This window comes from Flagellimonas sp. 2504JD1-5, from assembly GCF_053618295.1.
Genome location: NZ_JBSIOU010000002.1, coordinates 1,561,743 through 1,575,172 on the forward strand (window position 1 = coordinate 1,561,743; position 13,430 = coordinate 1,575,172).

At 39.4% G+C, this 13,430-nt stretch carries 15 protein-coding genes; 6 read left to right on the plus strand and 9 right to left on the minus strand.

Features of this window, described 5'->3' with window-relative positions; translation table 11 throughout:
- Positions 1-19: 19 nt before the first annotated feature.
- Entirely contained in the window at positions 20-751 is a 732-nt protein-coding gene (gene rlmB, locus ACULLG_RS16535) for a 23S rRNA (guanosine(2251)-2'-O)-methyltransferase RlmB (protein ID WP_452127892.1), read from the plus strand.
- A gap of 4 nt (positions 752-755) precedes the next feature.
- Here rlmB and ACULLG_RS16540 read toward each other — a convergent pair whose 3' ends face one another.
- Positions 756-1,481, minus strand: a complete 726-nt coding sequence (locus ACULLG_RS16540; RefSeq protein WP_452127893.1) for a rhomboid family intramembrane serine protease — start codon at positions 1,479-1,481, stop codon at positions 756-758.
- A 119-nt stretch (positions 1,482-1,600) separates the two neighbouring features.
- On the opposite strand from ACULLG_RS16540, the gene ACULLG_RS16545 reads away from it, so the two are divergent.
- On the plus strand, positions 1,601-2,878 hold the full coding sequence (locus ACULLG_RS16545) for a replication-associated recombination protein A (protein ID WP_452127894.1): 1,278 nt from the start codon (positions 1,601-1,603) through the stop codon (positions 2,876-2,878).
- Here the strand turns inward: ACULLG_RS16545 and ACULLG_RS16550 are convergent.
- Genes ACULLG_RS16550 through radC form a run of 6 tightly spaced genes read right to left on the minus strand, consistent with a single transcriptional unit; the run spans position 2,875 to position 8,472 of the window.
- Positions 2,875-3,720 carry a hypothetical protein gene (locus ACULLG_RS16550; protein WP_452127895.1) on the minus strand — a complete coding sequence of 282 codons (846 nt, stop codon included), beginning with the start codon at positions 3,718-3,720 and terminating at the stop codon, positions 2,875-2,877. The two genes, ACULLG_RS16545 and ACULLG_RS16550, sit on opposite strands and share 4 nt — an antisense overlap.
- 13 nt (positions 3,721-3,733) lie before the next feature.
- Positions 3,734-5,188 (minus strand): DUF5723 family protein, encoded by a 1,455-nt coding sequence (locus tag ACULLG_RS16555; protein ID WP_452127896.1) that lies wholly within the window; start codon positions 5,186-5,188, stop codon positions 3,734-3,736.
- Positions 5,185-5,736: a hypothetical protein gene (locus ACULLG_RS16560; protein ID WP_452127897.1), complete on the minus strand. Its 552-nt coding sequence runs from the start codon at positions 5,734-5,736 to the stop codon at positions 5,185-5,187. Before ACULLG_RS16560 ends, ACULLG_RS16555 begins: the two co-directional genes overlap by 4 nt.
- A gap of 57 nt (positions 5,737-5,793) precedes the next feature.
- Positions 5,794-6,480: a YjjG family noncanonical pyrimidine nucleotidase gene (locus ACULLG_RS16565; protein WP_452127898.1), complete on the minus strand. Its 687-nt coding sequence runs from the start codon at positions 6,478-6,480 to the stop codon at positions 5,794-5,796.
- Entirely contained in the window at positions 6,473-7,768 is a 1,296-nt protein-coding gene (locus ACULLG_RS16570) for a polysaccharide deacetylase family protein (protein ID WP_452127899.1), read from the minus strand. Before ACULLG_RS16570 ends, ACULLG_RS16565 begins: the two co-directional genes overlap by 8 nt.
- A gap of 5 nt (positions 7,769-7,773) precedes the next feature.
- Positions 7,774-8,472, minus strand: a complete 699-nt coding sequence (gene radC, locus ACULLG_RS16575) for a RadC family protein (RefSeq protein WP_452127900.1) — start codon at positions 8,470-8,472, stop codon at positions 7,774-7,776.
- A 54-nt stretch (positions 8,473-8,526) separates the two neighbouring features.
- Here radC and ACULLG_RS16580 point away from each other — a divergent pair, with 54 nt between their 5' ends.
- The 4 genes from ACULLG_RS16580 to ACULLG_RS16595 all read left to right on the plus strand — a co-directional run bounded on the left by ACULLG_RS16580 (position 8,527) and on the right by ACULLG_RS16595 (position 11,774).
- A complete protein-coding gene (locus tag ACULLG_RS16580; RefSeq protein WP_452127901.1) occupies positions 8,527-8,976 on the plus strand; it encodes a DUF1569 domain-containing protein in 450 nt (149 codons plus the stop codon).
- Positions 8,977-9,142: 166 nt separating this feature from the next.
- Positions 9,143-9,982, plus strand: coding sequence for a hypothetical protein (locus ACULLG_RS16585; protein WP_452127902.1), 840 nt, complete (start codon positions 9,143-9,145; stop codon positions 9,980-9,982).
- Positions 9,983-9,998: 16 nt separating this feature from the next.
- Positions 9,999-10,838, plus strand: coding sequence for an SMI1/KNR4 family protein (locus tag ACULLG_RS16590; RefSeq protein ID WP_452127903.1), 840 nt, complete (start codon positions 9,999-10,001; stop codon positions 10,836-10,838).
- Between the two features lie 42 nt (positions 10,839-10,880).
- Entirely contained in the window at positions 10,881-11,774 is an 894-nt protein-coding gene (locus tag ACULLG_RS16595) for a tetratricopeptide repeat protein (RefSeq protein WP_452127904.1), read from the plus strand.
- A gap of 22 nt (positions 11,775-11,796) precedes the next feature.
- Here ACULLG_RS16595 and ACULLG_RS16600 read toward each other — a convergent pair whose 3' ends face one another.
- Entirely contained in the window at positions 11,797-11,961 is a 165-nt protein-coding gene (locus ACULLG_RS16600) for a hypothetical protein (protein WP_452127905.1), read from the minus strand.
- Between the two features lie 78 nt (positions 11,962-12,039).
- Complete coding sequence (locus ACULLG_RS16605) at positions 12,040-13,395, minus strand: UDP-N-acetylmuramate--L-alanine ligase (RefSeq protein ID WP_452127906.1); 1,356 nt, start codon at positions 13,393-13,395, stop codon at positions 12,040-12,042.
- Positions 13,396-13,430: the final 35 nt, after the last annotated feature.

Sequence of the window (13,430 nt, forward strand, 5' to 3'; positions counted from 1 at the left end):
CTGAATAAGCGTACACACTATGAGCAACCAAATCTATGGAATTAGGGCCATTCTTGAGGCTATTGAGGCAGAACAACCCATAAATAAAATCTTCCTTCAAAAAGGACTCGGTGGGGATTTGTTCAAAGAACTGGAAACTGCAATCAGAAAAAATGGTCTCAGCAGTTCGTACGTACCTGTTGAGAAATTAAACAGGTTGACAAAGAACAACCATCAAGGAGCGGTGGCCAACATCTCCCCTGTTCAATTTCACAATTTTGAAGATTTGGTAGAAAAGGTGATGGAAGCAGATGGCACTCCACTTTTTTTACTGCTGGACCAGGTTTCAGATGTTCGAAATTTTGGCGCAATAATAAGAACGGCCGAGTGCTGCGGAGTAGATGGCATTATTATTCCCAAAAATGGTGCTGCTCCCATAACCGACGATACGGTAAAAACTTCTGCTGGAGCGGCTTTCAGAGTCCCTATTTCAAAGGTTGACCATTTAAAAGATGCCATTTTCTATTTGCAATCTTCGGGTGTAGCCATCATAGCCGCAACCGAAAAAGGCGAAAACAGTATTTATTCCGTAGATTTCAACAAACCTTGTGCAGTGATTATGGGAGCGGAGGACAAAGGTATTTCAGCTTCAATCCTTAATCTAGCAGATCATAACGCCAAACTTCCACTTTTGGGCGATATAGGCTCGTTAAATGTTTCGGTGGCCTGCGGGGTGTTTTTGTACGAAGCGGTTCGGCAGCGAATGCTCTAACATTTTATGTGTCCTTGTCTCTTTTATAGTGATAGGTTATTTCTATCTTGTTATCTCCTTCTTCTGGATGGGTTTCAATAAAATTCCCATTTTCATCAAAATGCTTTAAAAAAGGATCCTTGTCCTCGTCATAATCTTCCCTTTCCCAATGGTATTTTTTTTCCTTGGGTACTTTCACTTTTAACAGAAGCGCCAAAATCAAGCCAGTCATGAATCCTGATAAGTGCCCTTCCCAAGAAATACCCTCTTCAATGGGAAAAATATACCATATCATACTCCCATAGATGAAAACCACCACCAAAGAAAGTGCTATAAGTCTAAAATGTTTGGCGAATACCCCTTTAAAGAAAATAAAGCTTGCCAAAACATAAATAATTCCACTAGCGCCAATATGATATGAGGGTCTACCTATCATCCAGGTTAAAATCCCCGAAATCAAGGTGCCCCAGACCAAGGCTTTTAAGGCCACAGGTCTGTAAAAATAAAATAGGAAGGCGGTCAAAATCGCTAACGGAATAGTATTGTTGTACAAATGCTCTACCGAACCATGTATAAATGGGCTAAAGGCCACCCCTCGCAATCCCACAATTTCCCGAGGGTTGATCCCATATTTATTGAAGTTGATCCCCAGTTGAAGTTCCAGCCAAAAAACGGTCCATATAGAGAGTATGGCCAAAAGCGGGGCCATCAATACGGCATTGGAAAACCTAAAATGTTCTGTATTGGACATGCTATTGCTCAATCAATTATCCGGCCATATCATGAAATTACACATTTTGTCATGTTTTGACCAAAAACCATACGCATACATCCTCTTGGCTACTATAAAATTATCTTATTTTTATCGTTATGAATGAACCCTTGGCGGAGCGGATACGTCCTAAAACTTTAGAAGATTATATCAGTCAGAACCACCTTGTAGGTGAAAATGGCTCGTTGACCCATCAAATAAAGAATGGGATCATACCTTCTTTGATTCTTTGGGGACCTCCGGGTACGGGAAAAACTACCCTGGCCAATATTATCGCCAATGAAAGCCAGCGACCTTTTTACACACTAAGTGCCATCAGCAGTGGGGTTAAGGATGTTAGGGAAGTAATCAACAAGGCCAAACAGGCCGGAGGCCTCTTTACGGCCAAAAATCCTATTTTGTTTATTGATGAAATCCACCGCTTCAGTAAATCCCAGCAAGATTCTTTATTGGGAGCTGTGGAAAAAGGATGGGTCACCCTCATCGGGGCCACAACGGAAAATCCAAGTTTCGAGGTAATTCCAGCTCTGTTGTCCCGTTGCCAGGTATATATTTTAAATCCATTTGAAAAGGAAGACCTCGAATCTCTTTTGAAAAGGGCCATGGAAACGGATTCCGTTCTAAAATCAAAAAAGATAGATTTACAAGAATCCGAGGCCTTATTGCGACTTTCTGGAGGGGATGGTCGAAAACTCCTGAACATTTTTGAACTCATTGTCAACTCCGAAACAGGAGAAACGGTAACTATCACCAATGAACTTGTACTTCAAAAAGTACAGAAAAACACCGTGCTCTATGACAAAACTGGTGAACAACATTATGATATTATTTCTGCTTTTATCAAATCCATCAGGGGTAGTGATCCCAACGCAGCGGTGTACTGGTTGGCACGAATGATCGAAGGAGGTGAAGATGTTAAATTTATTGCCCGAAGATTGGTGATATTGGCATCGGAAGATATTGGCAATGCCAATCCTACGGCTTTGGTGCTGGCAAATTCGGCCTTTCAGGCGGTAAATACCATTGGCTATCCGGAAGCCCGGATCATATTAAGTCAGTGTGCCACTTACTTGGCCAGCTCACCAAAAAGCAATGCCAGTTATATGGCCATAAAACATGCGCAACAACGGGTACAGGAAACCGGAGACTTATCGGTTCCTTTGGCAATTAGAAATGCACCTACAAAACTGATGAAGGATATTGGTTACGGAAAGGGGTATGATTATGCCCATGACCATGAAAACAATTTTGTAGATTTTGAGTTTTTGCCCAATGAAATAGCAGGAACAACATTCTACAAGCCTGGAAAAAATCCCAGGGAAAATGCAATGAAAGAATTCCTAAAGAAACGTTGGAAGGATAAATACGAATTTTAGAACTTGATTTTCAGCTCTTTTGTCTTTTTGCCCCCGCCATCTGCATATTCCAAAATCCATTTTCCATCTTGTTTTGTTAGCATACCACTTTTTCCATCGTGATTCACTAGAAAAATCTCGTCCACGGAAGTTTTCATCAACTTCATGACCACTTTAGGCGTGCTGTCCACAAGTTGATAGCCGTTTTCAATAGGTTGGGCGTACAAAAGACCTTCTTTCAAAGGCTCTCCAGTGCTCGGTGCCTTTATATAAGATGATTCTTTTGGCGCAACACTTTTATAGGTTTGATTTTCAGGAGTAGCTTCCTGAACAATCACTTTTTCTGTTGGTTTTTCTTCCAACTGTTTTACATCATTTTTAAAGCTAACCGTAACCGGTTCCTGGACTGTTTTTTTATTTTCCTCCTTTTTTTGAGGGGTATATGCATAATCCATTCCTTGGAATGAGATAAAACTTTCGTTGAGGGCTTCCCTATAGGCCTTTTTATATTCCTTTATCTTACTGCGTCCCTCAATTGACCGAAAGACTTCGTTTAGTTGACAGTCTTTTAACACAATAGCGGTCTTGGTAGAAAAAAGTGAAGAATTATCCTCCAAATCCACAAGCAATCCCAAGCATCTGTTATCTGCCAAATCTTCAGGCAAGGCATCTTCGTATACTGCATTAAAGCCATTTTTCGTAAAAAGATGCTTGATTATGGTACTGGTTTGATGTCTATTTGGAATTTTGTAGGCATCAAAGTGTTTGGGTACAATAATATATTTGTACTTGTTCAATTGTGCACTCATCTGCATGCTTAACCCTGCTGTAAACACAGTTAATAGTAGTAATCTCAGTTTCATATATTGTGACTAATCAATTATCGTTCCAAGATATAATATTAAATCCAAACTGTAAAGAGGCATAATGGCTATCGGGAATATTCCGATAACCTAAAAGGTTATCTCCCAATACATAAAAATTTACTGGTCCCATTTGAAAGTTCAGACCCAGTCCTATGTTGGTCAAAGAATATTTATCGGCCGTATATGTGGTTTTAAAGGAAAATCCACTACCCAACCGCTTTTGAAAAAAACCTGTTACCGCAGCTTGAACGCCTCGCGGACGTTTCATCAGGAACAGTTGCCCACCCAAACTATTTCGATAAAATGCATCATTCTGACCACTTTGGGCGTTGATTCCGCAACCGCAGTTTTCATCAAAAATGCCTCCTTCCCCAAAATTGTATCGGATAGATCCATAAACTTTTACCGGTCTAAATGAAATATAACCTTCCTCATTCTCCTCATATGGAATGGCTTCTTCCAACTCGTCGACCAAATCCTCCCAAAGATTGTTGTTTAAATCGGGGATGTCTTCTGGCAAAAAGACTGTTATACCCTCGTTGACAGCATTACCCCTCACGGTATAATTTTTGACATCCTTGGAATTGTATATAAACCCAACATCCAATATACTACCTGTTATTGTTGTTTGAGGATTCAATTGATATGTAAATCCGGCATCAAATCCCAATCCCAGATTACCTCCAAAAAGGACTCTTTTCATAAATAGTTTTGCTAAGTCTCTTTGTGTGGTTCCTGTATCCTCTTCCAAAATATCCACAATACCTTCAACCCCCGAAGTTTGTAATTGCATATCGGCGGTTATGCTAGTGGAATATATATTGTCTTGACCCTGTGTGGTCCTAAAAGACCCGGAATTTTGAATGGATTGAAATTGAAAGATGCTTGAATACACCTTGGCGCGTGCGCCGATGGTCAGGGTATTGCTTATTCTGCGGTTGACCCCAAAATGAGCAACATTTATCATTTCGCCACGAAGACTGAGATCGCCTAGGTCAAAACTTCGGCCTATATTATTTCCGCCGTTACCTTCAAAGGCCAAAGCAGTAAGGTCCTTGGGCCAATATACTATAATATCGGTTTCTCCATACATTCCAAAACTATAATAATCGTCTGGTCTGTTCCTCCCTCTAAAACCGATATTGAATCCATCTATTTGACTGGTAGTACTAAAGTCATCCCGCTTGCTCATTCCCTCTATCAAACGCTCCCTGACCTTAGTGGTAAAATCGATACCATCATTGGCAAAAAGGTCGTTTACCGTAACTCCACTGCTTCCTCCTTGAAATGCCAATCCGGAAAGTACTGGAACTCCAACATGCCATTTTTCCAGGGTTTTTACTCCTGGATTGACCAACAATGATTGTGGTATCTCGTAAAAATCGTAAAGCAATTGTTTGTTTTGGCCATGCAGATACATACCCATAAACAAAACGGCCCAAAGCAAACCTAGACGAACTCTCATTTTAGCCTAAATCTAAATTCAGCTGCTGACCTTAGGATTAGTTTGGGTTCTGGCAAGGCCGAAACACTGGTTGCATCTCCCAAATTGGTCGCATTTATCCGAAGGCCTGTTGTAGCAGTTAAAATATCGATGCTTTTCCCTCCGGAACCATAAAATACTTCAAGTGAAAATAAGGGTGATGGGGCTGGGTCCACATCGAACACTTGCGTGTCGAGCACATTTCCGCCTTCATCCAAAAATTCAATAGTGATATTCAATTCCTTGCTGGTTGTGTTCTCGATTTCATAGCGTATTGTGCCATCTATCAAGCGCTCAGCCACAAATTCTTCGTTAAAGGCTTCAAAATTGACGAGTTGGGTGTAAAAATTGGCCAGACTTCCAACGGCATTTATGTGCTGCTCTTCAGATTCAAGGTAAAATAGGCTTGAAGCTACCGTAGGAGTGATTTCCAGATCATCGAACTGGTTGAAATCTTGTTTATCAGCGCATGAAAAAGCCAGAAAAAAGGCCATTACCGCCAGCTTCGGTGGAATAAATAGTCTTCTCATAGGTTAAAAAGCATTTTCTAGTACAACATTTGAGGCTGGCAATACCCTATTATAACTTTATAAAATGTTTTTTATTTCAATAAGACTATCAATCATTTTGCATAAATCGTGTTGTGGTTCTTTGTGGGCGTTAAAGTGTAAAGCGTGTAATCCCACGGACTGGGCTCCCATAATGTCTGCTTCAAGGCTATCCCCAATCATTATGGAGTTTTTTGGGCGAACCTTTGCCTTTTCCAATGCCAGTTCAAATATATAGGGATGTGGTTTTTTTACCCCGGCCGTCTCGGAATTTATTATTTGGTCAAAATAGTGATGGATGTTGGCTCCTTTTAACTTCTTTTCCTGAATTTCCTGAAACCCATTGGTAATAATGTGCAACCGATATTTTGGTGACAAGTAGTCCAAAACGTCTAGTGTATGTGGAAACAGGTTGGTAAAGGAAGATAAATGTTCAATATAGTCATCGGCCAAACTATTGATCAACTCGTCCGAAACTTCTACATTGATCTGATCAAAGGTTTTTTTAAGTCTCTGGTATCTCAGGTCCGACTTACTGATTCTGTCCTCCCGATATAATTTCCAGTAATTTAGGTTAATGGGTACGTAGGAATTTAAGAAATTCTCCAAATTTACATGTAATTGTTTCTCATTTAGGATTTTTTGAAATGTAAGAGCCGAATTCTTTTCAAAATCCCACAGGGTATGGTCAAGGTCAAAAAATATATCGGTAATCGCTTTAAACATAGTAGCGCTTTAAAAAGGATTGGTATAGTTCAAACCAATCTATTTTATGATCACTTCCCAGTAATTCGTTGGAAAACACGGTTATCAAATCCCCATTCACTTGTTTAACCTGCCTGTACACTTGATCCATAATTTCAAAAACCTCATCTTTTCTTTCATAATTAATAAGTGCATAATCATGAACGGCAAATGGATGTACTTTCAAGGGCTGCCTCACCTCCATATTGATGTCATAAAAATAAAAAGGCGTGCACGTTCCAGCCCTGAATCCAATCTCATGGGTATAGCCCATTGAAAAATCATCGGTAAACTCTGTTTCAATAAGGTTCCTATAGGTGCTAGGTACATTTACACGATTATAGCGTAAGCGGGAAAAGTTGACAGGTCTATTGATTAAATCGGCCAAAGTTCGTTTTTCTTCCTTCAGCACCGCTTTATCCGTGGAAGAAAGAAAGGAAGTACTCAATGAAACAGCACTGTAATCCGCCACCGACTTTATCAGGTAACGAAACTTATTATTGTTTGCGGAGACATTTTTATCATGGGCGGAATACTTTGCCAGTTGAAAAAAGAACATGGTCTTTATCGGGAATTTTTTATGGATGTCGATCAACTCGTAAAAATTGTCATAAGGATCCTTTTTAATACCTAAAAGCACTGAAAATCGCCTTATCATTGACTTAAATCTAAACTTGCCAAAATCAAGCAAAAATCCTCCCAAGCTTCTTGTAAATCCCCTTAGTGCATAACAATGGGAGGTGGTTACATTAACTATTGGGACAAAAGAATACTTTCTTTGTTTGGTTTCAATATCGGGAAAACGTTCTTTTAGGGCCATTAATAGCTTGTGGGTCCAAATATCAACGACAGGTAACTTCAAAAATCCGTTTTGATGGGCTATACTTTCTTTAGCAGGAAATCGACCTACACTATCTTTTACATGTGGCAGGTATTCTTCATATCTGCTTAAAAGAAAAAAACTGGCCGAAAATATATCGTAAGGTATCGCACTTCTTTCACCACATGAAAAAAAGCAAGGAACCCCGTCCCAATCAGAAACTTTAATATCAAGGTCGTTGATTCCCTGCTCGAACAGTAAATCATTGCTCCGGATAAAAAATTCGTTTTGTAAAGGTTGTTTGGAATACGTGAGTTTTGGCCCCGAATGTTTTATAAAATCCTCTACCTTGTTGGTAAAAGACACCTCAATTCCCAAAATTCGCTCAAACAGTTGCCTAGTGGTGTAAGTCAGCCGATTCGTAATTTTATGGGTGTAGATTAATAACATAGCAACTAAAGTATTCCCTTATCTGCAAAACTCATATAATTATGCTGGGTCAATATTAAATGATCTAGCACTTTTATGTCCAAAGCTTCGCCGGCTTTTTGTAATTTTTTTGTTATTTGTTTATCTGCAGAACTTGGTTTAATAGTTCCCGAAGGATGGTTATGGGCCAATACAATGCCTACCGCCCCCAATTCCAAAGCTTGTTTCATCACCAATCTTACATCCACCAGTGTTCCGGTAATACCTCCTTTGCTTAATTGCGACTTATGGATAATCTTGTTGGAATTGTTCAAATATACAATCCAAAATTCTTCATGTTCCAACTCTCCCATCAACGGATAAAGAAGCTCAAAGGCATCTTTGCTGCTCGAAATACGATAGATTTTTTCTGCATCATCGCCCCTTCTTCTTCTTCCCACCTCCAAAGCCGCAGCAATACTTACAGCTTTCGCTTCACCAATACCTTTAAATTGTTTCAACTGATTTATGGAGAGTTTTCCGAGTTCATTCAAATTATGGTTCACCGATGCAAGAATGCGTTTGGACAATTCAACGGCACTCTCGGTTTTATTACCTGAACCAATCAAAATTGCGATCAATTCTGCATCGGAAAGTACAGAACGTCCTTTTTGCACCAATTTTTCTCTGGGTTTATCATCATCTGCCCAATTTTTAATAGAAAAGGAAACCACTTTTTCTAGCATACTTTAAATATAGAAGATTAATTTATGTAATTTTCAATGTTAAGGTATCCAAATATGAAATCACTTTTTGAAAATGAATCACATTCGGAAGTTTTAGGCCGTATCAACAAGTTGAACGAATCTTCAAAGGGGTTATGGGGTAAAATGGAGGTTGGCCAAATGCTGTCCCATTGTCAATTTCCACTGAATTTGGCTCTGGGAAGATATGAAATGAAAAAACCTAATCCAATTATGAAATTGCTTTTTAAAAGTTTTAAGAAAGGTATGTACGACGATAAATTATGGAAGCCAAATTTACCTACGTCCAAACCCTTTAAAGTTGTGGACAAAAAAGATTTTAAAGCTGAAAAAGAAAAGCTGATCACTGCAATCAATGATTTCCATAACGAAAAAAGCAAAACGCATTGGGAACCACATCCTGGTTTTGGGGAATTTTCTCCTGAACAATGGGGCAAGATGCAGTACAAGCATTTGGATCATCATTTAAGGCAATTTGGGGTTTAATGTCCTGATCCGTCAAGTCTTTTTCCTATCTCCGTCAATCCAAAAAAGGCAGCCGTCAAATGCCAAAGGCTCCTTTTGACCTTTTCTTTAATTTCCTGCTAAAAAGATGGTCAAAAAATATGGTTTTCGAGTTTTAACCATACTTCCTTGTTTTCTGGCAATTCAAATGTTGAAATCGCAAACCATAAACATTCCATGTTTGGACAGGCAACTTTTCTTATCGGATAAGAACATTGTCCTGGTTCGGCATAAAAAGCAATTATTCTACTGGGACCTGCAAAAAAACCTACTGCTCTTTTCAAAAGGTTTCCACATCGCATATCCATTTTTTGACAAGGCCGCTTTGGTTCAAAAAGAAGGCAAATATGGAATAATTGATAGAACTGGAGAGTTTTTGGTTGAGCCGGTGCATGAAACTTTTGAATTGGCCCCGTTTCCTCACGAAGCGAATATCGTAATCTTTAAAAACGAAGCTTTTGATTTAAAAACCGGAAAGAAAACAACCAACTACCTTAGGGATGAAGAACCTTCACCTTCCAAAATTCAAAACGCTTCAGACCTCAAATTTATCACACAAAAATACGATCAAATCCTAGCAGTTGGAATTCATTTCATAATTGTCTCAAACAAAGGAAAAATTGGGATTACAAATTTAGCCGGAAGTCTTATATCTGAACAATATTATGAAGAAGTGCGGTTCACCGAAAGATACCCTCACGGCATTCATTCAACCATAGGGCTAAAGAAAGGAAAGAACTGGTATTATTTCCAAAATGGGAAGAAGTTTCTGGAAAGTCCTTATGCCTGCGAGCGCTTTGACGTTGAACTGCCCAAAGCTATTGGTATTTTCCGCAAAAAGATGCGTTATAAAATACTATATAAGGACGGTAGCATTTCTAAAAAAGGATACGACCTTATTTCAAAAAATGCATTTGTGGCAAAGCGAAAAAACAGGACTTACCTATTAAATGGCGATGGTAAAGCACAGCTACTCCATAAGAATTAAATTTTGACGAGAATAAATGAAAGCTAAGATTACAAAGTTAAAAGAACTGATTTTTAAAAATTCCCAATTCTCCCCTGCAGACCCAAATTTTCAATATCTACCTTTAAAGGAAGAACACATCATTGAATTTGAAGAAAGGCATGAGGTTTCCTTGCCGGAGGACTTCCAGGATTTTTTAACACAAATAGGTAATGGTGGCCCTGGGCCTGGAACAGGCATCCTACCGCTTAAAATCCATAAGACCTATTCCAATCTTGCTTTGCCATGGATAGACCCGAAAGAATTCAACCGCATGTTCCAATATAATGGCCAGGAAAATTTTGATGTTTTCAGCAATCGAATGGATCAGGTTTTTAAGGATACAACGTCCGATGCCTCAAAAATGTACCAAGCTGCCGATAATGGATTGCTTTGTATTGCAGATGCAGGGGGCGGAACCTATTATAATCTAGTGATGAACGGACCTTACAAGGGTCAGGTATGGATCAATGCGATGGTAAGCGATGGGGGTTTTGTGTGGCGGGCAAACAATTTTAGGGTGTGGTACGAAGACTGGTTGGGCAAAAAAACAGAGCAGCTTACCTCAACCAATGCAATGCTGGAAAAAAAGTTCTCACCAAAGGCCATTTCTACGTTCACACCTATGGATTTATACGATTTGCATGCTTTTGTGGAACGTTTAAATGAAGTAAAGGATAAGCAACCAGTCAAGGATTTGTTTTTAAGACTTGCAACAACAGAGAATCCATCATCCGATATTCTACAGGGCATAGCGGAATATTTGCTTCATCATCAAGAATTCGAGAATCATGAGTTGGCCCTACAGCTGATTAAAAAGGCCGGTCACCATCCCTAAAAAAACCTAAAAAAGAAGTGGTTATGCCTTGAAGGCGCGGGTTTGGTAAAATCAAATCAATTTCAAGAAGCCAGAGCTTGCCTTGACGAAGCCTTAAATCTTGAGGATGAAAATTACAGCCAAGGGGAACTGGACGATGAATCCATGAAGTTATTGAGCTTTTGCCACCTTAAACTTGGACAATCTGATCAGGCGCTGCTGACAATGGTGTCCGAAGGGGAAATTTATGATATCGACACCCTTGTGTCACTTTTGGACGACTGCTACCGCATTCACAAAGATTATCAACAAGCTTTGGAATGGGGACAATTGATCCTCGATTGGAACCTGTTTCAGGAAGATGAAGAACATGAGGAGTATCTCCCAGATATTTACCTCATCATGATCTATTCGAACGCAAGACAAAAAAATGAAGACCAGATTCAGGTATATATAAACAAACTCGTTCAGACAAAGTCAAGCGAAGAAATGGTTCCATATGAAATCATGGCCGAGGAATTGATTCAGGTCAAATGCTACTCAATTGCACTTCGATTTCTTGAAACTTATGCCTCATTTTCCAGGGCCAAATCAAACCTTCATGGATTACAAAACCTTATGGGGTGTTGTTACGTTGGGCTGCGTTCTTATGATAAAGCCGCTACATGCTTTCAAAAAAGTTTTAATGTCCATCACTGGATCGTTCCATATACCAATATGATTAGATGTTATATCCAATTGGGAAAATACGGGAAAGCACAGCAAATATTTGACGAAATCATCACTTTTGACCCTTATTATTCATGGACTTATTACCAGTCTGCGCTGTATTATATCAAAATGAAAGACGAGGACAGGGCAGTGGAACTTCTTAAAAAGTCGATATCGTTGGGATTTGCTAAAAATGAAATTTTGAATGATCCAGACTATCATCATCTTGCCGAAAAATTGAATTAGTCATCGTAAATAGAACCAAATCTTACTCGTTCTCATCCTTATCTTGTACCTCTTGATATTCAATATTCGGTCGGGAATCGTTGATCATTCGGTCTTCTTCCAAAATAACATTGGAAATTCCCAGCATAAATGCGGCCAATAAAATGGATGTGAGCCGGCGAACTTTTTTCGGTAAGGTCTCAATCAAGATAAGAAACGGCGATTTCACCCAATACTCGAAACAATTACCGTTCCATGGAATGGAGGACTGACAAATTTGCCTTTTTTAATCAAAAAGCTTCTTGACATTGTTAAAATCCAATCCCCCATAATTCCCAGAACTCATCAGCAATAAAGTGGAGTCCTCAAAATTTTGCCCAAAAAGATATTCTTGGAAAGCTTTCGGGTCAGTGAAAATTCGAACATCTTCCCTTTGCAATGCTTCTGAAATCTGTTTTTCGGTTACCTCTTCCAGTTGTTTGATTTTTACAGCATCGGGCGAATAAAAAACGACAGCCTCATCAGCGGCATCCAAAGCACCGTCATATTCCGTGAGAAATTCGGCATTCAAGCTGCTGTAGGTATGCAGTTCTAAACATGCTATCAAGTTTCTGTTGGGAAATTGCTCTTTAACAGCTCTTGTAGTTGCCTTTACTTTACTCGGAGAATGGGCAAAATCTTTAAACGCAACCTTATTTTGGCCTTCAGCTATCTTTTCCAATCGTTTTGAGGCTCCTTTGAAGGAGGCAATAGCTTCGTAAAAATCAGCTTCATCCACACCCATGTTCTGACAGATCCATTTGGCGCCAGCCAAATTGTTCAGGTTGTGCTGTCCAAATATTTCAATGGGCATTTCCCCCTCCGGAGTATCCAATAAGGTGACTCCATTTTCAACCCTATAGGCCGGGGTGCTGTATGGAAATTTTCGGATGGCATTTTCCGAAGCTTCCACAACTTTTTTCACCTCTGGATCTTCCTCATTGTAGGTAATAGATCCACCTCGAACTATTCCATCCACAAAAATCTGGAACTGTTCCACGTAGTTTTCAAAAGTTGGAAATACGTTGATATGATCCCAGGCAATCCCACTTAAAAGCGCAATATTGGGTTGATATAAATGAAATTTTGGCCTTCTATCAATTGGAGATGATAAATACTCATCCCCTTCAAGCACAATAAAATCGTTGTTTTCAGTTAGGTGTACCATTCGTTCAAAACCCTCTAGTTGCGCCCCAACCATATAATCCACAGGGATATCATGATAGTTTAAAACATGAAGAATCATTGAGGTAATGGTTGTTTTACCATGGCTACCCCCAATGACAACCCTTGTTTTGTATTTGGATTGCTCGTATAAAAACTCTGGATACGAATAGATCTTCAATCCCAATGCTTGAGCTCTCAGCAATTCGGGATTATCCGGTTTGGCATGCATTCCCAAGATTACGGCATCCAGATTATCGTGAATCCTTTCAGGAAACCAACCAAACTTTTTTGGAAGTAAGCCTTTGGCATCCAATCTGCTTTTTGAAGGTTCAAAAATTACATCGTCACTACCTGTAACTTCGTATCCCTTATGTTCCAACGCCAAGGCCAGGTTATGCATGGCACTTCCCCCAATGGCTATAAAATGGATTTTCATCACTTCAATTTATCGACCAAAAATAGACATTGACC